At 59.6% G+C, this 25,501-nt stretch carries 25 protein-coding genes, 1 riboswitch and 1 other annotated feature; of the genes, 22 read left to right on the top strand and 3 right to left on the bottom strand.

Going from position 1 to position 25,501, the window contains the following annotated elements; genetic code table 11:
• Positions 1 to 273: 273 nt before the first annotated feature.
• The 8 genes from H8S34_RS12535 to H8S34_RS12500 all read left to right on the top strand — a co-directional run bounded on the left by H8S34_RS12535 (position 274) and on the right by H8S34_RS12500 (position 7,165).
• Positions 274 to 1,287, top strand: a complete 1,014-nt coding sequence (locus H8S34_RS12535) for a 2-keto-3-deoxygluconate permease (protein ID WP_186964151.1) — start codon at positions 274 to 276, stop codon at positions 1,285 to 1,287.
• 78 nt (positions 1,288 to 1,365) lie between these two features.
• On the top strand, positions 1,366 to 2,583 hold the full coding sequence (locus tag H8S34_RS12530; RefSeq protein ID WP_101691423.1) for an amidohydrolase family protein: 1,218 nt from the start codon (positions 1,366 to 1,368) through the stop codon (positions 2,581 to 2,583).
• A 20-nt stretch (positions 2,584 to 2,603) separates the two neighbouring features.
• Positions 2,604 to 3,641 carry a 4-hydroxythreonine-4-phosphate dehydrogenase PdxA gene (locus H8S34_RS12525; RefSeq protein WP_101691422.1) on the top strand — a complete coding sequence of 346 codons (1,038 nt, stop codon included), beginning with the start codon at positions 2,604 to 2,606 and terminating at the stop codon, positions 3,639 to 3,641.
• Between the two features lie 256 nt (positions 3,642 to 3,897).
• The gene (locus tag H8S34_RS12520) at positions 3,898 to 4,266 is read left to right on the top strand and encodes a CidA/LrgA family protein (protein WP_101691421.1); all 369 of its coding nucleotides are present in this window, start codon (positions 3,898 to 3,900) and stop codon (positions 4,264 to 4,266) included.
• A complete protein-coding gene (locus H8S34_RS12515) occupies positions 4,259 to 4,939 on the top strand; it encodes an LrgB family protein (protein ID WP_101691420.1) in 681 nt (226 codons plus the stop codon). The genes H8S34_RS12520 and H8S34_RS12515 overlap by 8 nt, the downstream gene beginning before the upstream one ends.
• A gap of 134 nt (positions 4,940 to 5,073) precedes the next feature.
• Entirely contained in the window at positions 5,074 to 5,565 is a 492-nt protein-coding gene (locus H8S34_RS12510; protein WP_186964150.1) for an RNA polymerase sigma factor, read from the top strand.
• Positions 5,546 to 6,829, top strand: coding sequence for a DUF4179 domain-containing protein (locus tag H8S34_RS12505; RefSeq protein ID WP_186964149.1), 1,284 nt, complete (start codon positions 5,546 to 5,548; stop codon positions 6,827 to 6,829). The genes H8S34_RS12510 and H8S34_RS12505 overlap by 20 nt, the downstream gene beginning before the upstream one ends.
• A gap of 54 nt (positions 6,830 to 6,883) precedes the next feature.
• Positions 6,884 to 7,165, top strand: a complete 282-nt coding sequence (locus H8S34_RS12500; protein WP_494545932.1) for a TIGR03905 family TSCPD domain-containing protein — start codon at positions 6,884 to 6,886, stop codon at positions 7,163 to 7,165.
• A 42-nt stretch (positions 7,166 to 7,207) separates the two neighbouring features.
• Here the strand turns inward: H8S34_RS12500 and H8S34_RS12495 are convergent, their stop codons facing one another.
• Positions 7,208 to 8,032: a 4Fe-4S dicluster domain-containing protein gene (locus tag H8S34_RS12495; RefSeq protein ID WP_186964148.1), complete on the bottom strand. Its 825-nt coding sequence runs from the start codon at positions 8,030 to 8,032 to the stop codon at positions 7,208 to 7,210.
• 127 nt (positions 8,033 to 8,159) lie between these two features.
• Positions 8,160 to 8,365: a binding site (T-box leader), on the top strand.
• Positions 8,366 to 8,408: 43 nt separating this feature from the next.
• Here H8S34_RS12495 and H8S34_RS12490 point away from each other — a divergent pair.
• Together H8S34_RS12490 and H8S34_RS12485 are read left to right on the top strand one after the other, a co-directional pair.
• A complete protein-coding gene (locus tag H8S34_RS12490; protein ID WP_186964147.1) occupies positions 8,409 to 8,924 on the top strand; it encodes a YcxB family protein in 516 nt (171 codons plus the stop codon).
• Positions 8,925 to 8,953: 29 nt separating this feature from the next.
• Positions 8,954 to 11,587 carry a valine--tRNA ligase gene (locus H8S34_RS12485; RefSeq protein WP_186964146.1) on the top strand — a complete coding sequence of 878 codons (2,634 nt, stop codon included), beginning with the start codon at positions 8,954 to 8,956 and terminating at the stop codon, positions 11,585 to 11,587.
• A 69-nt stretch (positions 11,588 to 11,656) separates the two neighbouring features.
• Here the strand turns inward: H8S34_RS12485 and H8S34_RS12480 are convergent, their stop codons facing one another.
• Entirely contained in the window at positions 11,657 to 12,289 is a 633-nt protein-coding gene (locus H8S34_RS12480; RefSeq protein WP_186964145.1) for a GGDEF domain-containing protein, read from the bottom strand.
• 256 nt (positions 12,290 to 12,545) lie between these two features.
• On the opposite strand from H8S34_RS12480, the gene H8S34_RS12475 reads away from it, so the two are divergent.
• The 5 genes from H8S34_RS12475 (at position 12,546) to H8S34_RS12455 (ending at position 14,861) form a co-directional block, all read left to right on the top strand.
• A complete protein-coding gene (locus H8S34_RS12475) occupies positions 12,546 to 12,746 on the top strand; it encodes a helix-turn-helix domain-containing protein (protein WP_366485943.1) in 201 nt (66 codons plus the stop codon).
• A 122-nt stretch (positions 12,747 to 12,868) separates the two neighbouring features.
• Positions 12,869 to 13,237 carry an STAS domain-containing protein gene (locus tag H8S34_RS12470; protein ID WP_101691412.1) on the top strand — a complete coding sequence of 123 codons (369 nt, stop codon included), beginning with the start codon at positions 12,869 to 12,871 and terminating at the stop codon, positions 13,235 to 13,237.
• Complete coding sequence (gene spoIIAB, locus H8S34_RS12465; RefSeq protein WP_101691411.1) at positions 13,215 to 13,664, top strand: anti-sigma F factor; 450 nt, start codon at positions 13,215 to 13,217, stop codon at positions 13,662 to 13,664. Before H8S34_RS12470 ends, spoIIAB begins: the two co-directional genes overlap by 23 nt.
• Entirely contained in the window at positions 13,661 to 14,380 is a 720-nt protein-coding gene (locus H8S34_RS12460) for a sigma-70 family RNA polymerase sigma factor (protein ID WP_186964143.1), read from the top strand. The genes spoIIAB and H8S34_RS12460 overlap by 4 nt, the downstream gene beginning before the upstream one ends.
• Before the next feature lie 157 nt (positions 14,381 to 14,537).
• Positions 14,538 to 14,861, top strand: coding sequence for a helix-turn-helix domain-containing protein (locus H8S34_RS12455; protein WP_101691409.1), 324 nt, complete (start codon positions 14,538 to 14,540; stop codon positions 14,859 to 14,861).
• 64 nt (positions 14,862 to 14,925) lie between these two features.
• On the opposite strand, the gene H8S34_RS12450 is transcribed toward H8S34_RS12455, so the two are convergent.
• Positions 14,926 to 16,362: a D-alanyl-D-alanine carboxypeptidase family protein gene (locus H8S34_RS12450; protein WP_186964142.1), complete on the bottom strand. Its 1,437-nt coding sequence runs from the start codon at positions 16,360 to 16,362 to the stop codon at positions 14,926 to 14,928.
• A 146-nt stretch (positions 16,363 to 16,508) separates the two neighbouring features.
• Between H8S34_RS12450 and H8S34_RS12445 the strand changes: the two genes are divergently transcribed.
• From H8S34_RS12445 to H8S34_RS12415, 7 genes are all read left to right on the top strand, one after another.
• Positions 16,509 to 16,961 (top strand): ComEA family DNA-binding protein, encoded by a 453-nt coding sequence (locus H8S34_RS12445; protein ID WP_186964141.1) that lies wholly within the window; start codon positions 16,509 to 16,511, stop codon positions 16,959 to 16,961.
• A 14-nt stretch (positions 16,962 to 16,975) separates the two neighbouring features.
• The gene (locus H8S34_RS12440) at positions 16,976 to 17,659 is read left to right on the top strand and encodes a response regulator transcription factor (RefSeq protein WP_101691406.1); all 684 of its coding nucleotides are present in this window, start codon (positions 16,976 to 16,978) and stop codon (positions 17,657 to 17,659) included.
• Positions 17,660 to 17,708: 49 nt separating this feature from the next.
• Positions 17,709 to 19,178 (top strand): sensor histidine kinase, encoded by a 1,470-nt coding sequence (locus H8S34_RS12435; protein WP_186964139.1) that lies wholly within the window; start codon positions 17,709 to 17,711, stop codon positions 19,176 to 19,178.
• Positions 19,175 to 20,077 (top strand): GerMN domain-containing protein, encoded by a 903-nt coding sequence (locus H8S34_RS12430; RefSeq protein ID WP_186964138.1) that lies wholly within the window; start codon positions 19,175 to 19,177, stop codon positions 20,075 to 20,077. Before H8S34_RS12435 ends, H8S34_RS12430 begins: the two co-directional genes overlap by 4 nt.
• Positions 20,078 to 20,156: 79 nt before the next feature.
• Positions 20,157 to 21,446 carry an O-acetylhomoserine aminocarboxypropyltransferase/cysteine synthase family protein gene (locus H8S34_RS12425; protein ID WP_186964137.1) on the top strand — a complete coding sequence of 430 codons (1,290 nt, stop codon included), beginning with the start codon at positions 20,157 to 20,159 and terminating at the stop codon, positions 21,444 to 21,446.
• Between the two features lie 338 nt (positions 21,447 to 21,784).
• Positions 21,785 to 21,875: riboswitch (glycine riboswitch) on the top strand.
• 236 nt (positions 21,876 to 22,111) lie between these two features.
• Entirely contained in the window at positions 22,112 to 23,491 is a 1,380-nt protein-coding gene (locus H8S34_RS12420; RefSeq protein WP_186964136.1) for an alanine/glycine:cation symporter family protein, read from the top strand.
• A gap of 145 nt (positions 23,492 to 23,636) precedes the next feature.
• Complete coding sequence (locus tag H8S34_RS12415; protein WP_436277854.1) at positions 23,637 to 25,025, top strand: alanine/glycine:cation symporter family protein; 1,389 nt, start codon at positions 23,637 to 23,639, stop codon at positions 25,023 to 25,025.
• Positions 25,026 to 25,501: the final 476 nt, after the last annotated feature.

The following is a 25,501-nucleotide window of genomic DNA, read 5'->3' as shown; positions in this document are numbered from 1 at the left end:
ATGCAATACAAGTGCAATGGAAGCGAGAGACGTGGGAGAATATATGTCTGTCCGGAAAAAAGTTGAAAGAAATATGACGTATGGCACAAAACAATGCTTGCAAAGTGAGGTATATTTTGTTTAATAAAAACAAAATATCCGGGAGAATTGCGGTACAAGACAAGAATGGCATACTGCTTGCTGTAAACAAAGGGCAAACGCATTGCGAAAGCATGCGATAAAGAGAAGCTCTGAGTTGCCAAACGCATTCAGACAACAAAGGAGAGCGAGAGTATGAACATCTTGGGTAACGTACGAATTTTGGGGACGATGAAAAAGTTCCCCGCCGGCGTCATGGTGATCCCCCTGCTGCTGGGATGCCTGGTCAACACCTTTTTCCCCGATATTCTGACCATCGGCGGCTTCACCACCGGCCTGTTCAAGGGCGGGATCCAGACTCTGATCGGTCTGTTCCTGTTCTGCAGCGGCGCCACCATTGACGTGAAGATGGCCGGACGCACCATTTATGTGGGCGTGGTGCTGACCGCCCTCAAGTTCTTTATTGGCTTTGGCCTGGGCCTGCTGCTCAACGCCATGTTCGGCGAGGCCGGTCTGCTGGGCCTGAGCTCCCTGGCTGTGATCGGCGCTGTGACCAACTCCAACGGCGTCATCTACGCCACCCTGGCCAGCGAGTACGGTGAGGAGAGCGACGTGGGCGCCACCTCCATCCTGGCGCTGAACGACGGCCCCTTCTTCACCATGATCGCCCTGGGCGCCGCCGGTATGGGCACCTTCCCCGCCAAGGACATGATCGCCTGCATGGTGCCCATGATTCTGGGCTTTATCGTGGGCAACCTGGACCACGAGTGGCGTAAGATCCTGGCCCCCGGCATGGTCCTTCTGCCCCCCTTCAACGGCTTTACCCTGGGCGCGGGCATGAACCTCTTCAACATTGCCGCCGCCGGCGCTTCCGGCATTGTTCTGGGCCTGCTGACTCTGCTGACCACCGGCCTGCTGTCCTTTATCATTTACAGCCTGCTGCGCCGTCAGCCCGATCCCATGGGCGCCGCCATCGGCACCACCGCCGGCGTGGCCGCGACCACACCTGCGTCCATTGCGGCGGCTGACCCCTCCTTTGAGCCCCAGGTGGAGGGCGCGACCGCTCAGATCGCGGCCAGCGTGGTCATCACCGCTATCCTCTGTCCTCTGATGGTCTCCTTCCTGGCCAAGTGGAGCGACAAATGGTTTGAGAAGCGGGGCAAAAAGCGCCGCGCCCATGTGCCCGGCGCGGACGAGCTGGCTCAGTAAGAGCCGGCGGCGACCGACTCATTCCGGGGCCATCCCGGAGCGTTGAATACTGATGGAACGATAAGGACGGAGAAAACGATGAAACAGATTATTACGGCAAAAACGGTACTCTCCGGCGCGGAGCTGGAGGAGATCCACAACGGCGCTGTGGTCATCGAGGACGGCAAGATTCTCAAGGTGGTCGCTGAGAGCGCCCTGACTGCGGAAGATAAGGCGGACGCTCAGGTCATTTCCTTTGCGGAGGAGACCGTGATGCCCGGTATGATCGAGTGTCATAACCACCTCTCTATCGACGCCCGCAAGAGCGAGCATCTGGAGATCCTGGGTACGGCCTCGGAGTGCAAGCTGACCCTGCTGGCCCTGGAGGGCCTGCACGACGACCTGATCTCCGGCGTCACCACTGCCCGCTGCATGGGTGACAAGTATGATCTGGATCTCAAGCTGAAGAAGGAGATCGAGGCGGGCAATGTGACCGGTCCCGATCTGCTGACCGCCGGTGTGGGCATGAAGGGCTCCAACGGCAGCGGCTACATCGGCGCGCCCCACTCCGGCGTGGAGGAGTTCCGCCGTACCGCCCGGGCCAACGTGTCCAAGGGCGTGAACGTGCTCAAGATCTTTACGACGCCCGGTCTGTTCTCGGTGAACCAGGGCTTTGTCCCCTCCTTCCTGTCTGCGGAGGAGATCCGCACGGTGGTGGAAGAGGGCGAGCGCCTGCATCTGCCTGTGGCCGCTCACTGCATCGGCGGCAAGGCCCTCCACGACTGCGTGGAGCAGGGTGTGGCGGTCATCGAGCACGCCTACTGTGCCTCCCAGGAGGATATCGAACTGCTCAAGGCGCATCCCGAGTGCTGGGTGGATCTGACCACCGGCATTTACCTGGACCCCGACCGGGAGGCCTACCTCTCTCCCGCCAATGTGGCCAAGGCCCGGGAGGGCCGTGAGATCGTGCGCAAGTGCGTGGGCGATCTGGTCAAGGCCGGCATCCACTTTGCGCTGGGTACCGACGCCAACCACGGCCTGCTGTGGAAGGAAGTGGTCTACGCGGTGGAGCTGGGCGCGGACAAGCGCACTGCCCTCAAGGGTGTCACCTCCAACGCGGCCTATATTTCCCGCGTGGCGGGCAAGAAGGGCGAGCTGAGCGCCGGTGCGGACGCCGACGTGATCGCGGTCCAGGGCAACCCCCTGGAGGATCCCGCCGTGCTGGAGCACGTGTCCTTTGTCATGAAAAAGGGCGTCATTTATAAGGAAAACGGAGTGGCCAACTCCAACTGCCATTCCTTTCAGAAAGCACTGTAAGAGACAGGAGGAAATGGAATATGAGTCAGTTTTCCGGAAAGCCCCTGCTGGCAGTCCCTCTGGGAGATGCTGCGGGCATCGGCCCTGAGATCATTGCCAAGCTGTGCGCCAACGGCTTCCTGATGGAGCACGCCAAGCCCATCCTGGTGGGTGATGAGAGCGTTCTGCGCCGCGGCATGAAGGATACCGGCACTGAGTTTGCCTACACCGTGACCGAGACCATGGAGGCCGCCGTGGAGGAGGCCAAGAAGGAGACTGGTCTGGTGCTCCTCAACACCAAGAGCCTGGACGCCTCCAAGGTGGAGATCGCCGTGGTCTCCGCGGTCAACGGCAAGGAGGAGGCCGACAACCTCTGCATGATCATGGAGTACTGCAAGAAGGGCCTGCTGGAGGGCTTCTGCTTCGGTCCTCTGAACAAGGCGGCCATGAAGAACGGCGGCTATCACTTCGAGAGCGAGCATGAGCTCTTCGCCGAGCGCCTGGGCGTGATGGACAAGCCCCACGGCGAGATGAACGTGCTGGACGGCCTGTGGACCTCCCGCGCCACCAGCCACATCCCCCTGAAGGATGTCAGCGCCCATCTGACCGCTAAGACCGTGGGCGACGCCATCAACCTGGCCTATGAGACCCTGAAGCGTGCCGGCTATGAGGATCCCAAGGTGGCCATCGCCGCCGTCAACCCCCACGGCGGTGACAGCGGCACCTGCGGCCGTGAGGAGATCGACGTGCTGGAGCCCGCCGTGGCCAAGGCCAACGCCGAGGGCAAGAACATCGTCGGCCCCTTCCCCTCCGACACCCTGTTCATCCGTGCGTTCAAGGGTGACTTCAATGCCGTGGTGACCATGTACCATGACCAGGGCCAGATTGCGCTGAAGCTCAAGGGCTTTGAGCGCGGCGTCACCGTGGCGGCCGGCCAGCCCTTTGCCATCACCACCCCCGCCCATGGCACCGCTTACGACATTGCCGGCACCGGCAAGTGCACCACCTCTGCCTTTGAGACCGCATACAAGCTGTGCGCCAAGATGGCAGTGACCGACCGGACCTATTTCAACCGGTAATTCCTATGCGTACATAGTTCCAGGATAGATTCCCTTTCCATAACTGGAGCTGTTGCGATAAACCTTCTAGCCTGTACGGGAGTCCATTTGGACTCCCGTACAGGCTTTTTATCGCCATGAACATGGGAAAGATAGCGGTATATGAAAAATTGCATAAAGAGAGGGGAAAAGAGAGGCTGCAATCTTGGTTTGACAACGGGAGGGGAGCGACGTACACTTAACACCTGGAAATCCTACATCTGGGGGTGCAGATCCATTGAAAATTATCTATCAGATCGCCATCATTTTTTCCATCTGCTGGGTCAGTCAGGTGGTAGAGGCACTTTTGCCCTTTGCCTTCCCGGCCAGTGTGATCGGAATGATTTTGTTGTTTCTCCTGCTGGCAACGGGAGTGCTGCGCATGGAGCATATCCGGGAAAAGTCGGACTTTCTGCTCTCCAACATGGCCTTTTTCTTTATCCCGGCCGGAGTGAGCGTCATGAACTATTTTGATGTGCTCAAAAGCAGCTTGATTCCGCTGGTCCTGATCTGCCTTGTTACCGCAGTCATCACCTTTGCCGCCACGGCATACAGCATCAAGCTGACGGTCTATCTGATGAATCGGAGGAAACGTAATCATGGCTGAGCTATTTGAATCCCCGTTTTTTGGCATTGCCCTGAGTGTGATCGCCTTTTGGATCGGCATCCGGATCCAGAAAAAGACCGGGCTGGTGGCCTGCAATCCGCTCATCATCGCGATTGTGCTCATTGTGGGTGTGCTGCTGGTGTTCCGCATTCCCTATGAGGCTTACAACCAGGGGGGAGCCCTCATCAATCTCTTCCTGGCACCTGCCACGGCCTGCCTGGCCGTCTCCATCTACACAAAGGTGGAGCTGCTGAAGCAGAATTGGCTTCCCATTCTGGTGGGATGCGCGGTGGGGTCTCTGACCTCCATGGGGAGCGTATATGCCCTGTGCCGCCTCTTTCGGCTGGACGAGAGTTTGACGGCCGCGCTGATGCCCAAGTCGGTGACCACACCCATCGCGGTGAGCATTGCGGGCAGTCATGGGGGTATCACCTCCATCACGGTGGTGGCAGTGATTCTGACCGGAATCCTGGGAAGCATCCTGGCCCCCACCCTGATCCGGGTCTTCCGGGTGCGGGACCCCCTGACGGCGGGCCTTGCTATCGGCGCCTGCTCCCATGCGGTGGGGACCTCCAAAGCCCTGGAGCTGGGGGAGACCGAGGGAGCCATGAGCGGCCTGGCCATCGGCGTGTGCGGTATTTTGACCGTACTGTTCTCCATGTTTTTGATGTGATAGGATAAAAGCACGTGTTCCGGACCATTCATCCGGGCACGTGCTTTTCTTTTTTTCAAAAGCGGTTACAAAAGCATGGGGTGATGTGTTTTATAGGTGAACGCGTTCAGAACCGAGAGAAGGGAAGTGAGTGAATGAAAGCGTGTCCCGACGAGGCGGAGCGACTGGTGGAGACCTATTCCGATCTGATCCTGCGGCTCTCCTTGAGCTGGGTGCGCTCCAGCCACGACGCACAGGACATCTGCCAGACGGTCCTCCTCAAGCGGCTGGAGTACACCGGCACCTTTCCGGCTCCGGAGGCGGAACGGGCCTGGATCGTGCGTGTGACCATCAACACCTGCAAAAATCTGCGCCGCAGCTTTTGGAGAAGAAATGTGGTGGGGATGGAGTGCGTAGCCGATCCCGTTGCACCCGAGCCGGAGCCGGATGGGCTCCTGGAGGAACTGCGGCATTTGCCGGACCGGGACCGGGAGGTGCTGCTGCGCTATTACATGGGCTATGACGCACAGGAGATCGCCGCGCTGTTGGGGATCGGAACGGATGCGGTGCGGATGCGCCTTTCCCGGGCGAGGCGGCGGCTGAAGCAGAAACTGGAGGAGGACGGCTATGAACCATCTGCGCAGTGAATTGGAGCGATATGTCTTTTCGGAAGAAGAAAAAGAGCAGCTCAAGGAGCGGCTGGGGACCGGTATGGAAAACCGGAAAAAGGGGCGCCCCCGGAATATCCAGCGTGGGATCGTAGCCCTTGTGGCGGTCTGTTCTCTGTTGGTGGGAGCGGCGGGGGCGGTCTGGCTGGTCCAGGTATCGCCGCAGTTCCGTGCCTTTTTTGGGATCGAGACCGCGGAGCAGGCAAAACAGGTTGCCCCGCGGGCCATCCATCAGGTCTATGAGGACCCCAACGGTACCGGCGTTACGCTGACCGTGGAAGAGGTGCTCATGGATGAGCAGACCCTGTATGTCTTTCTGGAGCTGGCCGCGCCGGAGGGAATAGTCCTGTCTGCGCTCCCGGAGCAGGGGCAAAGGGCGGACTACTGGCTGCCGGTGGAGTGGGGATTCTATGCGGATGAGGCCCACACCCAATATGCCGACCAGTGGAGCGCGGTGAGCGGGGGATGCCGCTCCCTTCCGGATGCGGATCCCCTGGATAACCGCCTTCCATTGGTGTGCACCATCACACGGTCCGGAGGGACGTTTACGGCGGAGGCAAACTATCTTCGCCTGACGACCGGAGGAAATGGAGACAGCGTCGAAGACAGCCTGAGGGGGTACAACACGTCCGAGGGCGGATGGACAGATGAGATACTGTCCGGGTTCCACTTTGATCTCACCATCCCGCTGGAGGGAAGCCGGATCGAGAGCCATGTTTTTACCGGGCGCTCCATGGTCAACCTGGGGGGCGTGTGTCCGGTCCTGCTGGAAAACCTGATGCTGTCGCCCCTATCCATGACCATGGACCTGATCCTGCCGGACGATGAGGGGTATTTGGCACAGCTGGATGCCCAGAGAGAGCAGGAGACCGACTGGGGGATCTATGCCAGACTGTGGGACGGGACCCGAGTCGCCGGTCATTTTGACCCGAACTATAGCATTCAAATTTATCGGGACGAGAACAGCCAGGAAAAGAACACGCTCCTGGCCGTCCATCCCACCCGTGTCTTTTGGGAGAGTCCCATCGATCCGCTGGAAGTCGCCGATCTTGTGTTCGTGGTGGACAATGACCCGCCGGAGGAGCGGGCGGACGGAGGCGTGGGACATATGGTGTACTTCCGATTTGAACCGGACCGGTTCCAGAATACCGCCTACTGGACGGCGAGAGAAGAACGGCAGGGCGCGGTGCAGGAGCAGAAGAATGGAGCCACCGCAGTGTCCCAGGTCTCGTCTGCGCCATGAGGGGGGCGGCACATTGCCTTTTGCTGTGGGATGTGATATGATACCCTGCGAACGATTCCGTACCCCAAGGAGGAAGAGAAACGCATGGTAATCGACTATCAGACCCAGGGAGTCTGCTCTCAGCGGATGCTCATTGATGTGGAGGACGGCGTGGTCCGTTCCCTTCAGGTGCTGGGAGGCTGCAACGGCAATCTGCAGGGGATTTCCAGCCTGGTGGCTGGGATGAAGGTGGAGGAGGTCATCGACCGCCTCTCCGGCATCCGGTGCGGCGGGAAACCCACATCCTGCCCGGATCAGCTGGCCCGTGCCCTGCGCCAGGCCACGGCAAAGGCGTAATCGGAAGACAAAAAACGCACCCTCTAGGGTGCGTTTTTTGTCTCAGAGAAAGAGCGAGATGGAGGCGGGACGGGCATATCCCAGCTCCAGCTCCTCCTTATGGTAGAGGTAGCCCGGATCGTCATAATAGCGGGCCTGCCGGGGACAGCCCTTGATGCAGGCGCCGCATTTGATGCAGATGCCGGTATAGGAGCGTACATCCCGGGGATCGATGGAGCCCATGGGACAGAGTTTGGCACACAGCCCGCACTGGTCACACTGCGCGCCCACCTTGGAGCGCACCTTACGGATGTCGATGGGGGCACCGGAGCGGTCCCGGGGCTGGTAGTAGGGGCCGATGGGGGTCCGGCCCGCCACGGCTACCGGCTCCTCCACCGGGCCTGCACGGAGCTTGTCGGCCGCCCGGCGGGCAAAGGCGCGGGCGGTGTCCAGGTCGGTCCAGTCTGGCCGGCCGGCCGCCAGGGTGGTGGAAAAGGCGTGCTCCCCGACGAAAGCGGCCGCCGCAAAGGGGAGGAAGCCTCGCCGGATGAGCAGGTCCCGCAGCTCGATGAGAGCGTCGTCAAAATTCCGGTTGCCGAAGAGAACCAGAGGCAGGGCCAGGGCGCCCGCCCCCTCCCAGGTCTCCAGATAGGGGAGCAGGACGTTGGGCAGCCGTCCGGCATAGACCGGGAGGCCCGCCACTACGAGATCCCCTGCCTGGACGGGCGGCGGTGCAGTGCGGGCGGCGGGGAGGGTGAAATCATACTCCTCCAGAGGGGCGGAGAGCTCCTCCGCCAGGGTACGGGCCAGGGTGAGGGCAACGGTCCGGGTGGTGCCGGTGGCGCTGAAATAGACGGCACGGACTGTGCCGATGGGATGCTCTTCCATAGCGGCTCCTCCTTTCCGATGATTAACACCAGTGTACTACGCCGGCAAAAGTGGGTCAAGGGGAGAAAACCGGGACTTTCTCTTGACATTTTGCGGGGGATTTCATATACTAAAAGGCGTTATCAAGACAAAAGCGACGATGGGAAGGAGTACCCGTTGTTCCGGATGCAGAGAGAAGCCGTTTTGGTGCGAGGCTTCCGAGGAGCGCGGGGAAGGTCGTCCCGGAGTCTGCCGCAGAATGGAGTAAGCGGCGGCGGTCCCTCCCGTTATCGAGGAAATGAGTGTCCCATACGGGAAATTCAGGTGGTACCACGGACTTCGTTCGCCCTGAGCCATTGGCTCAGGGCGTTTTTTCTTGTAAAAGGAGAGGCGCGGTATGGAAATCAAGATCCGAACACACTATGATAGGGATGCGCTGACCGCGATGGCCCGGGGCCTGCGTAAGACGGTGCGCCGCAAGAAGAGCCGCCGCAGCCGGATTGTGGGTGTGGTGCTGATGGTCCTGGCCTTTCTGTTTGGGGTAGGAGATCTGATCCTCAATCCCGGATGGAAGGCATGGCTGGACCTGGGGGTGGCCGTGGTGCTGCTGCTCATCCTCCTTACAGAGGACCGAGTCAATGGCTTTTTGGCCGGACGTAAGGTTCTGCCTGGCGCACGGGATACCGAGACTGTCTTTACCGAGCAGGACTATACGACCACCATCCAAAATGCCGAGACCCGCTGGAGCTATGAGAGCATCCGGGCCATCGCCGAGGGGGAGAATTTTATTGTTCTGGCCCTCAGCGACCGCCACGCCCAGGTCTTTGACAAGAGGGGCATCACCGCCGGCACGACGGAGAAGCTGCGCACCCTTCTGCGGGACAAGACGGGCCTTCCCGTCACCAAAATGTAAGTTCACACAAGAACAGGAGTGTTTTCAGTATGAAGAAAGAACTTCCCAAGGTCTATGAACCCCAGGAGGTGGAGAGCCGCGTCTATGAGATGTGGGAGAAAAACGGCTGCTTCAAGGGCCATCGGGATCCCGACAAGAAGCCCTTCACCATTGTCATGCCGCCCCCCAACGTCACCGGCCAGCTCCACATGGGTCACGCCATGGACTCCACCCTCCAGGATATCCTGATCCGCTTCAAGCGGATGCAGGGCTATGCCGCTCTGTGGGTCCCCGGCACCGACCACGCCGGCATCGCCACCCAGATCAAGGTGGAGGAGGAGCTGCGCAAGAACGAGGGCCTGAGCCGTTATGACCTGGGCCGGGAGAAGTTCCTGGAGCGGGTGTGGGACTGGAAGAACAAGTACGGCAACCGCATCGTGGAGCAGCAGAAGAAGCTGGGCGCCTCCTGCGACTGGGACCGGGCCCGCTTCACCATGGATGAGGGCCTGTCCAAGGCCGTCCGCCATGTGTTTGTCTCCCTCTACAAGAAGGGCCTCATCTACAAAGGCTCCCGCATCATCAACTGGTGCCCCAACTGCGTCACTGCTCTCTCCGACGCCGAGGTAGAGTACCAGGATAAGCCGGGCTCCTTCTGGCACATCCGCTACCCCATCCAGGGGGAGGAGGGCCGCTATGTCATCGTGGCCACCACCCGGCCCGAGACCATGCTGGGCGACACCGGCGTGGCCGTCAACCCCAACGACGAGCGCTACAAGGACATCGTGGGCAAGAAGTGCATCCTGCCCCTGGTGGGCCGGGAGATGCCCATTGTGGCCGACGAGTATGTGGACATGGAGTTCGGCACCGGCTGCGTGAAGATGACCCCCGCCCATGACCCCAACGACTTCGAGGTCGGCCTGCGGCAGAACCTGGAGACCATCCGGGTGCTGGACGACAACGGCAAGGTGGTGGAGGGCTACGGCCGTTACTCCGGCATGGACCGCTATGAGGCCCGCAAGGCCATTGTCCATGACCTGGAGGAGGGCGGCTGGCTGGTGAAGGTGGAGCCCCACCAGCACAACGTGGGCACCTGCTACCGCTGCCACAGCGACGTGGAGCCCCTGATCTCCGCCCAGTGGTTCGTGAAGATGGAGCCTCTGGCCAAGGAGGCCCTGCGGGTGGTCAACGACGGAGAGGTCAAGTTTGTCCCCGACCGCTTCTCCAAGACCTACACCAACTGGATGGAGAACGTCCATGACTGGTGCATCTCCCGCCAGCTGTGGTGGGGCCACCAGATCCCCGCCTGGACCTGTCAGGAGTGCGGCCATATCACCGTGTCCGAGGAGGACCCCACCGAGTGCGAGCACTGCCACTCCAAGAATATCAAGCAGGAGGAGGACGTGCTGGACACCTGGTTCTCCTCCGCCCTGTGGCCCTTCTCCACCCTGGGCTGGCCCGACGAGAACAGCGAGGACTTCAAGTATTTCTTCCCCACCGATGTGCTGGTCACCGGCTACGACATCATCTTCTTCTGGGTGGCCCGGATGATCTTCTCGGCCTGCGAGCATACCGGGAAGCCCCCCTTCCACACCGTATTCATCCACGGCCTGGTCCGGGACGACAAGGGCCGCAAGATGTCCAAGTCTCTGGGCAACGGCATCGATCCCCTGGAGATGGCCAACCAGTACGGCGCCGATGCCCTGCGCTTCAACCTGGTCACCGGCAACTCCCCCGGAAACGACATGCGTTTCTACACCGAGCGGTGTGAGGCCATGCGCAACTTTGCCAACAAGATCTGGAACGCCAGCCGCTTCCTGATGATGAACCTGACCATTGAGGAGTGCCGCCTGCCCGAGCACCTGGAGATGGAGGACAAGTGGATCCTCTCCAAGCTCAACAGCGTCATCCCCGAGGTCACCGAGAACATGGAAAAGTTCGAGCTGGGCGTGGCAGCCCAGAAGGTCTATGACTTTATCTGGGACTCCTACTGCGACTGGTATATCGAGCTGACCAAGGCCCGCCTCCAGGGCGAGGACGAGGAGGCCAAGCGCAACGCCCAGCAGGTGCTGTGCTATGTGCTCACCGAGACCCTCAAGCTCCTGCATCCCTTCATGCCCTATATCACCGAGGAGATCTGGCAGGCTCTGCCCCACCAGGGTGACTATCTGATGCTCCAGCAGTGGCCTGAGTACCATGCCGAGCTCTCCTTCCCCCAGGAGGAGAAGGCCATGGAGCTCATCATGGACGCCATCCGCGCCGTGCGTACCCGCCGCGCCGAGATGAACGTGCCCCCCTCCAAGAAGGCCCATCTGACCGTGGCCACCCAGGAGCAGGCTGTCTTTGAGGCGGGAATCCCCTTCCTCAAGCGCCTGGCCTCCGCCAGCGAGGTGGAAGTGGTGCCCGCCGCCGAGGCCCGGCAGGAGGCCGGACAGGTGGTCATCGCCACCCATGTGGCTCAGATCTCCATCCCCCTGGGTGAGCTGGTGGATCTGGAGAAGGAGAAGGCCCGGGTCCAGAAGGAGCTGGACAAGAATCGCAAGATGCTCTCCGGTCTGGAGGGCAAGCTCCAGAATCCCGGCTTTGTGAGCAAGGCCCCCGCCAACGTGGTGGAGGCCGAGCGGGAGCGGGCCGAAAAGCTGCGCGCCCTGATCGAGAAGCTGGAGGAACAGCTCCAGAGCATGTAAGAAAAGAGAACAAGTCCCGCCGCGGATAACCGCGGCGGGACTTGTTGTTTCAGAAGAGAGGTTCTGGATTCAGACCGAACGGGCCTGGTCGGCCGATTGCCTGGAAGCCCAGGAAAACCGCCTGTGGATCCGGCGCTTCTGGAAATACATCTGCCGGTCACTCTCGGTCAGCAGGCCGTGAAGGTTTTCCAGTGCGTCCGCAGTGCCCCATGTCCAACCCAGAGCGGCATCCAAGCCAGCGTGGGAGAGCTGGCTGCGCAGATGCTCCACAAACCGCTTGGACTGATCCTGCGAGAGATCGGCTCCGATCAGGACAAATTCGTCGCCCCCCACCCGGAAGGCATGCACATTGGAGGGGCAGGCGTGGCGCAGGCACTGTGCCATCTGACGGAGCAGATGGTCCCCCGCCACATGACCCTGTAAGTCATTGATTTCCTTGAGCCCGTTGAGATCCAGCGTGACGGCGCAGACCGGCCGCCCGGACCCGGACAGCGCGGAGAGCAGGTTGCGCAGAGAACGGCGGTTGGGAAGACCGGTGAGCACATCGGTCAGCGCCTGGGTCCGGTAATCATCCTGCTGGGCCAGCACCATCTGCAAGCGCAGGCATTCCAGATGCAGATGGTACAGCCGCCTCAGGACCAGCAGAAGGATCAGGAAAAAGAGGAGGGATAAGAGCACAAGAAGACAGATCAGAAGCTTCATATGGATACCCTTTCTTCCGGGGAGGCATGACAAAGAGAGGCAGGGCCGGAACCTGCCAAAGGGAATGGATGCGGCAGAAGGGGATAAGTGCGGATGATTTGAACCTATCATACCACAAAATTGCGGATGTGAATAGTAACGATACACATAGCAACGAGAGATATGGATATGTTAGAAAGAGGGGGATGCCTGTAGTATAGTTTGGGGGGATGCTATGGAGGAGCGAAGTGTAACGTGGGTCAGAGCATACGGGCGGGTGGAACTGTGTTTGCGGGAGCGGATGGAGGAGCGGGGGCTGACCCGCAATCATCTGGCCCGTCTGGTCAATACCCGCTATGAAGTCATCGACAAATGGTATAAAAATGAAGTGGAGAAGATCGACGCGGATATTCTGGCAAGACTGTGCTTCGTGCTGGACTGCAAGGTGGAAGAACTGTTGGTCTATCGCCAGAATTGACTTTTCGTGCTCTCTTCGACGAATTCCGGCGGCGGAATGAGATATAATCGCTGTATACCAAAAATTGGTATACAGCATTTTTTATGGCAAGGAGGCGCGGGCCTCCCGGGGAGGGACAAGCTATGGCAGTAATCTGTACGGGCGAAGGCCGCGTACTGACGGTGAACGTGACCGGGGAGGTGGACCACCACCATGCCAGGACCATCATGACCGAGATGGAGCAGGCGGTGGGAGCCGCCCTGCCCCGTCAACTGATCCTGGATCTGTCCGGAGTGACCTTTATGGACAGCTCCGGCATTGCGGTTTTGCTGCGCGCCTATCGCCGGGCGTCGGAGATCGGCGCGGCGGTGCGGGTGACAGGGGTGCCGGAGCAGGCGTGGAAGGTACTCAAAACCGCCGGACTGGAGCGCCTGATGACCTTTGAATCAGAGACGGGCGGGAAAAATCCCCGCCCCGGGAGGGATACATATGAGACAAAAACCGGTAAATGAGGTCGTAATGACCTTCCTCAGCCGCTCGGCCAACGAGGGCTTTGCCCGCACGGCTGCGGCCTGTTTTGTGGCCCAGCTGGATCCCACGCTGGATGAGGTGAATGATGTCAAGACCGCTGTCAGCGAGGCGGTTACCAACGCCATTGTACATGCCTACCCGCAGACACTGGGAAAGATCACACTGCGCCTGCGCCTGTTTGGAGATCAGACGGTGGAGATCCTGGTGAAGGACAACGGCGTCGGCATTGAGGATGTGGACCGGGCCAGAGAGCCTCTCTACACTACCGGAAATGAAGAACGCTCCGGCATGGGCTTTACCATTATGGAGAGCTTTATGGACCGGGTACGGGTGCGCTCCACCCCGGGGAAAGGAACAACGGTGGTGCTCTCAAAGCAGATTGCGCGCCGCGTGGGCCTGCCGGTATGAGTGTGGCCGATACCCCTGAACTGCTGGAGGAGGCAAGGAGGGGGGATAACGACGCCTGTACCCGCATCCTGGAGGGAAATGCGGGATTGATCTGGGGAATCGTGCGCCGCTATTACGGGCGGGGCGTGGACCCGGAGGACCTGTACCAACTGGGGTGCCTGGGATTTTTAAAGGCGGTGCGGGGATTTGACCCGGCCTTTGGCTGCCAGTTCTCCACCTATGCCGTGCCAAAGATCACCGGAGAGATCCGGCGCTTTCTCCGGGATGACGGTACCCTCAAGGTCAGCCGTGGACTCAAGGAGCGGGGAGGAAGCGTCCGCCAGGCCCGGGACAGGCTCTCGGCTGCCCTGGGGCGGGAGCCCACCCTCTCTGAGCTGGCGGAGGAGACCGGACTGGAGCCGGAAGAGATCGCCGCCGCAGAGGAGGCCAATCAGCCGGTGGCCTCCCTCCAGATGGAGACGGGAGACGGCCTGACGCTGGAGAGCCTGGTGGGGGGCGCGGGATTTGAAGAGGAGGTGGTGGAGCGCGAGGCGCTGCGGGAAGCCATCCGCTGTCTGCCCGAGCGGGAGCGGAAGGTGATCCTTCTGCGCTATTTTCGCTCCTTCACCCAGGACCGTACCGCCCAGGTGCTCGGGGTGTCCCAGGTCCAGGTCTCCCGGATCGAAAAGAGAGCGGTGGAACAGCTGCGGCGGGCGATGACAGACGGCCAGAGCTGAAATGAAGTCCGTCTGTGGACGGCGGACAGTCCAGAGTGGTGCAGGATGAAGCCATTATACCCAGTCTGAAAAGTGGAGTCAAGTATTTCAGGATTTATTCCAGCTATCGTGTCCATGAATTCGATACAATGGTCAAAGATAACAGGAATAAGGGGGGATGGATGTGTACCTGCCTGAAATAGGAGCCAAGATCAAACATCTGCGCGGACAGCGTGGAATGTCACAGATTGCACTGGCAAAACAGCTGGGTGTTTCCAAATCTGTCGTGAGTTCTTATGAAAACAGTGTGCATTTACCTCCGTATGACGTGTTGATCTGCATGGCGCGGATCTTCGGAGTCAGCACGGATTACCTTTTGGGGGCATCCGGAAAGCGCACGATCAATGTGGACGGATTGACGGATACACAGATTGAGGCAATTGCGCTCATCGTCAACGAGTTGCGGACCACGCACGCAAAAGAGAGGACGTCCCCTGTCTAGCAGAGGACGGATATCAAAATAAAAAGGCCCGTCCCCACGGATTTAAGTGGGGACGGGCCTTTGCTCAGCGCCGTCTGCGGCCGGAATAACGGGAAGAACCACGGCCGCCCCGGGCACGGCTTCCGCCGTAACGGGAACGCTTGCGGCCGGTAATCAGATGACGGAGGAAGAGGAAGACCAGCAGTACAGCCAGCACGACCAGGACGATGCGGACCCAGAGCTGGTCAAAGAATTTCTGGATCCGATCCAGCCGGTAGAGGAGCTCGGAGCGCTCCACAGAGCTGTTGGCCACCAGATCCACTTTACCGTACTCCTGACCGTTGTAGGTGAGGGTCACGGTACCCAGGACCTGGCCTTCCTCAACGGGGGCCTCCACACTCTCGGGCAGGTCCAGCTCACGCTGGAAGGCGGCGGGATCAATGTCGTTGGGCAGAGTGGCCGACAGGGAACCGGCAGGCCGGACGGTCACATAATCAGTCTTGGAGAGAGTGACCGACACCTCGGGAAAGTCCAGACTGCTGCCATCCAGAATGGTCTGGCGGGAGAAGTTGTTGAAACCGAACTCCAGCAGACGCTTGCTCTCGGTAAAATAGTTGACGTCCTTGTTCTCGGTATAGTTGGCCGCACCCATCACCACAGCGATGAGGTTGCGGTCATTTTTGGTGGCGGAGGAGACCAGACAGTGTCCCGCCTCCGGGGTAGAGCCGGTCTTGATGCCGGTGGCATACTCATACCAGTAATCCCGCACCCGCCAGGTGGAGACCAGGCCGTTGGTGGAGTGGAGGGTACGGGCTTCGCTGAGGTTGGTGGCGGGGATCTTGTAGTCTACCGAGCTGACCAGTTCCCGGAAGGTGGGGTCCTTCATGGCCTCGTGGGCCATGAGGTAGATGTCATAGGCAGAGGTGTAATGGTCGGGATCATGATAGCCGTGGGGGTTGGCAAAATGGGTGTCGTTCATGCCCAGTTCCTGTGCACGCTGGTTCATCAGATCCACAAACTTCTCTACATCCCCGGCCACCAGCTGTGCCATGGCATTGCAGGCCTCGTTGGCGGAGGGGATGAGGGCGGCGCCCAGCAGATCGTGGATGGTGAGCTGCTCTCCAGCCTTGATGCCGGCGGTGGAGCCGTCGGCGCCAATGCCGTAATTGACCTGGTCACCGACAGTGACCACCTCATCCAGCTGATGTTCGCCCCGGGCGATGGACTCCAGGGTGAGCAGGCAGGTCATCACTTTGGTGATGGAAGCGGGGTAAACCTTGCCGTGGGCGTTCTGCTCATAGAGCACCTCACCTGTGTCATCGTCCACCAGCAGTGCGGCGGTGCCTTCGATGTGCATGGAGGCGAGGAGCGCACTCTGCTGCTGGGGAACGGAGGAGGGGGCGGCGGAAGGAGCGGGTGTCTGGACCGGCTGGGTCTCCGTGGCCCCGGCGGAGAGCGGAAATACCAGACCGGCCAACAGACCGGCCAGCAGGAGGAAGGATGCGAGACGATTTTTTTTCATAGGAAACTCCTTGCAATTGTGATATACTCAATAAATGTATATAAGAACATCCGGCACCAGAGATGGGGCCGAACGAAATGAGATTATGTAACCATCATTATAGCAAAAAAGTGTCGCACACGCAACGGAAAGGAGCCAAAAGAACCATGCGGATTTCGCGTCTGGAGGGGGCGGTGCTGTTTCTGACCGCCGTCTTTCTGGCCTTTTCTGCGGGGTGGCTGGCAAGGGGCGCGCTCGACGCGCCGCCGGTACGGGTCGAGGTGGAACGGAGCAGCGCGGCGGTGGTAACCATTCCAACCGCTGCGCAGGAGCAGGAAGTGCCCAGCACGGCTCCGACAGTCGGGACAGAGGCGCCGAGTGCCGCTCCAGCGGCGGAGCCGGAAGAAGAGGGGCCGGAAACGGCGTCCGGGAAGATCAACATCAATACCGCCACCGCAGAGGAACTGGAGACCCTTCCGGGCATTGGGAAGAAACGGGCCCAGGCCATTGTGGAGGACCGCCAGAACAACGGACCCTTTCGCACCGTTGAGGAGCTGACCCGGGTCAAGGGGATCGGCGAGGGGATTCTGGCGGGGCTGATCGATGGGATTACGGTATGAAGGAGGGAAACGACTTGAAAATACTGGTAGTCGATGACGAAAAGGTACTAGTCAAAGGAATGAAATTCAACCTCCAGAGCGAGGGGTATCAGGTTGAGACCGCCTATGACGGCGAGAGTGCGGTAGAGCTGGCCCGGGGAGGGGCCTTTGACCTGATTATTTTGGACCTGATGATGCCCAAGATCGACGGGCTTCAGGCCTGTATGCGGATTCGGGAGTTTTCCAATGTCCCCATCATTATGCTGACAGCCCGGAGCGAGGACGCCGACAAGATCATGGGGTTTGAGTGCGGAGCGGACGACTACATCACCAAGCCCTTCAATATCCTGGAGCTGAAGGCACGGGTGCGGGCCCTGCTGCGCCGGGCGGGCATGACGGCCCAGAAGGAGCGGGGAAGCCGTCTCTTTGCGGGGCACATCACCCTGGACCCCGACGAGCGTTCGGTCTGGAAGGGAAAAGAGTCTGTGGAGCTCACGGCAAAAGAGTTTGATCTGATGGAGCTGCTGATGCGCAACCCGGGCCGGGTATACAGCCGGGAGAGTCTGCTCAATGTGGTCTGGGGCTATGAGTATGCCGGGGACTACCGCACCGTGGATGTCCATGTCCGGCGCTTGCGGGAAAAGCTGGAGATGGACCCGGCGCACCCGGCCTATATCCTCACCAAGTGGGGCGTGGGCTACTACCTGAAGAACAGCTGATCCGGCCCGGCAGAGAGAATGCGGCGTTTGGGAAAGGAGGCAGGCGCAGATGGAGCGGCCCTGGCAGAGCGGAAGACGAGTGCCCTTCTGGCGCTCCCTCCAAAGTAAATTTATTCTCAGCTACGGGGCCATCATTGCCGCGCTGCTGATCTTTTTGAATATTTATCCCATTTTGATCTCGCAAAATCTGGTTTTTCAGTCCAAGCAGGACTCCCTCTGGCGGCAGGCGGATATCATCACCTCCACGCTGGCGGGCGGCGAGGGACTGACCGCTGAGGGCGTGGAGGCCAACCTCACGAAGCTGGGCGTCACCGGCGTAGACCGGGTGATGGTGACTGACCCGGCGGGTAAGGTGCTATACGACACCAGTGAGGTGGACAATGCCATGGACCACTATGCCCTTTTATGGGAAGTGGTCAGCGCCTTAAAGGGAAACGATGTGTTCCGGTCGGAATATCGGGATGGGGCCTTCCGCACCCGGGCGGCCGCCCCCATCCTCTACCGGGGGATGACCCAGGGGGCCGTCTATCTCTATGAGTACGATAAAGAGCAGGCCGAGATGCTGCTGGACTTTCAGAGCAATCTGCGCAATATCTCCCTGGTGGTATGCGCCGCCGGCCTGGGATTCAGCATTCTGTTCTCCACTGCGGTGACCCGGCGGATCGCCGCGCTTCTGAGCGGTATCCACACCGTGCGGGAGGGCGAGTACAGCCATCGGGTCACCATTGGCGGTGGGGATGAGCTCACGCGGCTGGCCGATGAATTCAATGAGCTGACCGGGCGGCTTCAGACCACGGAGGAGGTCCGCCGGCGCTTTGTCTCGGATGCCTCCCACGAGCTCAAGACCCCCCTGGCCTCCATCCGTCTGCTGACCGACTCCATCCTTCAGAACGATGGGATGGATGAGGAGACAGTGCGGGAATTTGTCACCGACATTGGAAATGAGGCCGAGCGGCTGACCCGTATCACGGAAAAGCTGCTCACGCTGACCCGAATGGATACCGCGCCCCCCAGAGCGGTGGGGCCGGTGGATGTGAAACAGGTGCTGCTCCGGGTGGAGCATATGCTCCTGCCCCTGGCCGGTGCGGTGAATGTGTCGGTGCACATGGATCTGATCGAGGGCTGTACCGTCCTGGCCACAGAGGACGACCTCTATCAGATCGCCTTTAACCTCATGGAAAACGCCGTCAAGTATAACCTGCCGGGCGGAAGCGTCTTTGTCTGTTTGCAGCTGCGCCGGGGAAAGCGCCCCGGGGACGGCGACTGGGTGGTCCTGCGGGTGGAGGACACGGGGGTGGGCATCCCAGAGGAAGACCTGCCCAAGATTTTTGATCGCTTTTACCGAGTGGATAAGGCGCGCTCCCGGGCGGCCGGCGGAACCGGTCTGGGGCTGTCCATCGTGCGGGATACCGTGCTTCAGAACGGCGGCACGGTGGAGGCACGCCGGCGGGAGCCGGAGGGCACCTGCTTTGAGGTGTGCTTTCCTCGCTGGCACGGAGAAGAGGAGGGAGCGGAATGAGAAAACGAATGCTGCCTCTCGTGCTGGCGTTTCTGACTCTGGCCGGCTGCGGCATGGGCAAGAGCCAGGACAAAGACACAGAGCATCCATATGAGATCTATTTTGTGGCCGAGAATGACGAGAGCGGGGCGGCAGTAGGGGGCGAGTTTTGGCACGCCCAGGGCAAGGAGCCGCTGATCCAGGAATTGCTGGCCCGTCTTCTGGCGGGACCTGAGACCATGGAGCTGACCTCCCCCTTCCCCAAGGGACTGGAGGTACGGAGCTGGGAGCTGAATGATGGGAAGCTGGATCTGGATTTCTCCGAGGCCTATGAGGGGCTCTCCGGCATTGATCTGACCCTGGCCAATTACTGCCTGGCGCTGACCCTCTGCCAGGTGGAGGGGGTGGATTCCATCCATGTGACCATTGAGGGAGAGCAGAATCCGCTGACCACCGGGGAGAATCTGCGCCCTGAGGATGTCATCCTTCTGGGCACGGAGGGAGAGCCCATGGAAATGACGGCCACCCTCTGGTTCCCCCGGGCCGATGGGACCGGATTGGGCGTGGAATACCGGCGGCTGCTGCTCACCGAGGAGGACACGCTGAGCGCGGTGGTGATGGAGGCGCTGATCCAGGGCCCCAGCTATGACACAATGACCCCCGTACTTCCGGCTGAGACAGAGCTGCTGGGCGTGATCGTAGAGGATGGGGTCTGCTATGTGAACCTCCCCGCCGATGTGCTGGAGGCGCTGGCACAGGATGAGGAGCAGCTGCGCCTGACGGTATACGCCATTGTGAACACCATGGCGGGCAATGTGGATACGGTGCGTACCGTCCAGCTGCGGGCAGACGGACAGCCGGCGCAGCTGCCCAACGGGCTTAATCAGGCCCTTAAGCCGGATCTGTCTCTGGAAAAATAGTTGACAAATTCAATACGCTAGCGTACTATATAAAACAACTTTGCGCCAGCCAACCGCGCCATAGAAAGGAAGACCCAATATGAGCCAGCAGCGTCCCAATACCCAGTGCATCCATGCGGGATACCGCCCCGGAAACGGAGAACCCCGCAATATCCCCATCATTCAGTCCACTACCTTCCGCTATGAGACGGGCGAGGCTATGGGAAAGCTGTTTGATCTGGAGGCCAGCGGGTACTTCTATACCCGGCTTCAAAATCCCACCAATGACAGTGTGGCAGCAAAGATCTGTGCACTGGAAGGGGGGAGCGCCGCGATGCTCACTTCTTCGGGACAGGCCGCCAACTTCTACGCAATCTTCAACATCTGTTCCTGCGGAGACCATGTGGTCTCCTCTACGGCCATCTATGGCGGAACATACAATCTGTTTGCAGTGACCATGAAGCGCATGGGCATTGAGTTTACCTTTGTGGAGCCCGACTGCACGCCCGAGGAGCTGGAGGCCGCTTTCCGGCCCAACACCAAGGCGGTATTCGGCGAGACGATTGCCAACCCCGCCCTGGCCGTGCTGGATTTTGAGAAGTTTGCCGCGGCAGCACACGCCCACGGCGTGCCCCTCATCGTGGACAACACCTTTGCCACGCCTATCAACTGCCGGCCTTTCGAATATGGGGCCGATATTGTCACCCACTCCACCACCAAGTATATGGACGGCCATGCCAATGCGGTGGGCGGAGCCATCGTGGACTCCGGCGCCTTTGACTGGACCCGGTATCCCGACAAATTCCCCGGACTGTGCACGCCGGACGAGAGCTACCACGGCGTGACCTACACGGAGCGGTTTGGAGTGGCAGGGGCCTATATCACGAAGGCCACCGTTCAGCTCATGCGCGACTTCGGCTCCGTTCCGGCGCCCATGAACTCCTATCTCCTGAATGTGGGACTGGAGACGCTCCACCTGCGGGTCCCCCGCCACTGCGCCAATGCCCTGGCCGTGGCCCAGTATCTGCAGAAGCACGAAAAGGTGGCGTGGGTCCGCTATCCCGGCCTGGAGGGCGATCCGTATCACGGGCTGGCCCAGAAGTATCTCCCCAACGGGGTGTGCGGTGTGGTTTCCTTTGGTGTCAAGGGCGGACGCGAGGCGGCCGAGACCTTTATGGCAGGGCTGAATCTGGCCTCCATCGCCACCCATGTGGCCGATGCCAAGACCTGCGTACTGCATCCCGCCTCCACCACCCACCGGCAGATGAACGATCAGGAGCTGTATGCGGCCGGGGTGTCCCCGGATCTGGTCCGCTTCTCGGTGGGCATTGAGGATATCAACGATATCCTGGCCGATCTGGAAGCGGCGTTGGCCAAGGTAAACGCATAAGAATATCACAACCGGAAGGCAGGGGCGCCGTCTATTGGAGACGGCGCCCCTGCTGTGTTGTTCCGGGAGAAGAAATTCTATATATGTTTTTACATCGAAGACATATGAAGAGTGTTGGAAATGACTAAACTGCCAAGTATTTTTTTGGAAAAAAGCCATAGAAATGAGAATTTCATCCTAGCTATTCCAGATTATGGCTTGACGAAAGCGAAAAAAAGGGCTATGATAGGGGCACATCAAAAAAGTGCATAGAGATGGCCGCTTCTTTTGTCCGTCTTTTATTTAATTTTTCACAAGACAGAAAAATGGAAGTGTTCGTGGTATATGGACAAAGTAGCGGCACAAACTCTGGAGAATCTCAGCGACGGGGGCCAAAGGTGTAAGGTGCGTAAGCACTGATCTCTCAGGCAAAAGGACAGAGTAGAGTGCATCGGCAGTATGTCATTGGTTGGAATGCGCTCTGCAAAGCCGGACCCGTCACAGGGGCCGGCTTTTTTGATGACAGCATGGTTCGGAATGCGGTATGCATGGTTCCGACTGTGCATATGTTGACGAGAACCCATAAAAACAGGGGGTGAAAGGGCGCGCGATGCAAGGCACCCCGGCAGGTGTGTGGCCGGGGGACATCAGGAACGATTCCGTGTGGAGAGAAAGGATGAATATCTATGGATCAATTAGCGGCTATCGTAAGTGCGGCCAGTAATTTTGTCTGGAACAGCGTACTGCTCTATGTACTGGTATTTACCGGCATCCTGTTCACCGTTCGGCTCGGTTTTATTCAGATCCGCAAATTCGGCGCCGGCTGGCGCGAGATGTTCGGAGGATTCAGTCTTTCCGGTAAAAAGGCCGATAAGGACGGCATGAGCTCCTTCCAGGCGGCAGCTACTTCCGTGGCGGCTCAGGTCGGCACCGGTAACGTGGTGGGCTGTGCTACGGCCATCCTGCTGGGCGGTCCCGGCGCAGTGTTCTGGGTTTGGGTCGCGGCTTTCCTCGGTATGTCCACGATCTATGCAGAGGCTGTGCTGGCCCAGAAGTATAAGACCCGTGGCCCCGACGGACAGGTCATCGGCGGTCCTGTGTATTACATCCGCGCCCGTTTCCAGGGCGGCTTTGGAAAGTTCCTGGCTGGCTTCTTCGCGATTGCCATCATCCTGGCCCTTGGCCTGATGGGCAACATGGTGCAGTCCAACTCCATCAGCAGCTCCTTTGAGACTGCTTTCGGCGTTCCCAAGCCTGTGGTTGGCGTCGTCGTGGCCGTGCTGGCTGGCTTTATCTTTATGGGCGGCGTGAAGCGCATCGCCTCTGTGACCGAGAAGCTGGTCCCCATTATGGCTATCTTCTACCTGGTGGGCAGCCTGATCGTGATCGGTGCTCATATCACGGCTGTGCCCGAGGTGTTCCGTCAGATCTTTGTGGGCGCCTTTGATCCCCAGGCAGTTCTGGGCGGCGGCGTCGGCGTTGGTATGATGACTGCTATGCGCTACGGCGTAGCCCGCGGTCTGTTCTCCAATGAGGCCGGCCTCGGCTCCACTCCCCATGCCCATGCGATGGCCAAGGTGAAGGATCCCCGCGATCAGGGCCATATCGCGATCGTCTGTGTCTTCATCGATACCTTTATCGTTCTGACCCTCACCGCGCTGGTTATCCTCACCAGCGGTGTGGTTACCCCCAACATGATCGGCGACGACAGCACTGCGGCCTCTCTGGCTCAGTCCGCGTTCTCCACGGTCTTTGGCAGCTTCGGCAACATATTTGTGGCCATCTGCCTGCTGTTCTTTGCCTTCTCCACCATCATTGGTTGGTACTTCTTCGGCGAGCAGAACATCAAGTACCTCTTTGGTCAGAAGGCGGTCAATGTCTACTCCATCATCGTGATCCTGTGTGTCTTTGTTGGCTCTCTGCTGAAGGTGGACCTGGTGTGGAACCTGGCCGACTTCTTCAACGCGGTGATGGCTCTGCCCAACCTGATTGCTCTGATCTGCCTGTCCGGCGTTGTGGTACGGATCACCAAGGGCATGGAAGAGGAGCATGTTCTGAAAAAGTAATTGCTGATGCATCGCTCTTTTGTACGGCGCGGGAATTATCCCGCGCCGTATGTTTTTCCACAGAGCTCCTTTTCCGGGTGGATAAATCCGTGGACAAACGGGGAAACTGGTCCATACGAGTCGACGGATAAAGGAGCGGATGGGTGTGGATGCAGCGACCATACTGGGGACAGTGAGCCAGTGGCTCTGGAATCATGTGCTGTTGTATGTGTTGTTGGCCGTGGGAATCTATTTTACCCTGCGGCTGCGTCTGGTACAGGTGCGGAAACTGGGCATGGGGGTTCGAACACTGACGGCCGGACTGCGCCGGAAAAGCGGGACAGAACGTTCCCGAGGCATGAGTCCCTTTCAGGCGCTGACCACTGCCATTGCGGCCCAGGTGGGGACGGGGAACATCACCGGCTGTGCTACGGCTCTGGCGGCCGGAGGACCAGGGGCAATCTTCTGGATGTGGGTCTCCGGCTTTTTTGGCATGGCGACCATCTATGCCGAAGCCGTACTGGCGCAGACCTACCGCTCTGTCCGTCCGGACGGATCGGTATTGGGGGGACCGGCCTACTACATTCGCGCAGCCGTGCGGGGCAGGGTGGGGCGTATCCTGGCGGGGATCTTCTCTGTCCTCCTGATTTTGGCACTGGGAATTATGGGAAATATGGTGCAGTCCAACTCCATTGCGGGCGCCTTTCAGCATGCCTTCCACATTCCAACACTGGCGGTGGGGATTGGTGTGGCGGCGGTCTCTGCCTTTGTCTTTCTGGGCGGAGTAGGCCGGGTGGCCTCTGTGACCGAAAAACTGGTGCCTCTGATGGCAGGGATCTATGTGGCCGGGTGTGCGGCCATTCTGGTGCTCAACCGTACAGAACTCCCGGAGGCCGTGCGCTCGATCTTTGTGGGGGCCTTCCGGCCCCAGGCGGTGGCAGGGGGCGCGGCGGGACTGACCCTGCGGGAGACCATCCGCTATGGCGTGGCGCGGGGACTCTTTTCCAATGAGGCGGGACTCGGTTCCACACCCCACGCCCACGCGCAGGCAAAAGTAAAGCGCCCGGAGGAACAGGGAATCGTGGCCATGCTGGGCGTATTCGTATCCACCTTTGTGATTTTGACCTTGACCGCACTGGTCCTGCTCACGACCGGCGTCCTGGGAAGCGGACTGGAGGGGACTGCACTGGCCCAGTTGGCCTTCCAGCGGGCCTTTGGCCAGGCCGGAAAAGGATTTGTAGCCATCTGTATGCTGCTCTTTGGATTTTCCACGGTGGTGGGGTGGTATTTCTTTGGGGAGCAGAATGTGGAATCCCTCTTTGGACGGCGCGGCGTGCTGATTTATACCTGGGTGGTGCTGGCCGCCCTGGTGGCAGGTTCCGGGCTGCGGGTAGACCTGGTCTGGAACCTGGCGGACCTGTTCAACGGGCTGATGGCTCTGCCCAACCTGATCGCTTTGCTGCTGCTGGGACATGTGGTAGCTGGAATCTGCCGGGCGGGTGACGGAGGAAAGCACCTTCCCGGCAGGGAGCGGAAATCAGATTCAGCAGGGTGACGAAGCGCTTAGAACAGATAAAAGTTTAAGGTTAGAGTAGAAAAATTGCCCTGACACGGGAGATATGAGGAGTTTTCGGGATTTATAATTGCGATGGGGCCAATCGAAACTTAGATGAAAAACGAAATGTGCAGACCATGGCAGGGAAAGAGAAGGAACCAAACGATTAGCACCAAAATGGGAAAAATGAAATACGGAAAACCATCCGGACGGTTTTGTATGGCAAGCGTCGGGGGAGGCTTGACTTCCTCCTTGAAAGCTTCTACAATGAATTTGGAACAAAAGCCTGCGGAAACGCCGCGGCAGAGTGTTGAAACCAGTGAGAACATCCCCATTCCTCTTTCTTCTTGCGGGAAGGTCCGTACCCATCCACGGGTGCGGACCTTTCTGCATCTGGGATGTATGCAAGCGCGGGGAGATATGGTACAATGAAAGCCGTCGACGGAAGGAGAAGCTGCGTTTTCCTTCCCGGAAGA

This window comes from Pseudoflavonifractor hominis (assembly GCF_014288125.1).
GTDB lineage: Bacteria > Bacillota > Clostridia > Oscillospirales > Oscillospiraceae > Pseudoflavonifractor_A > Pseudoflavonifractor_A gallinarum.
This window is presented reverse-complemented; position numbering and strand designations above follow the sequence as displayed.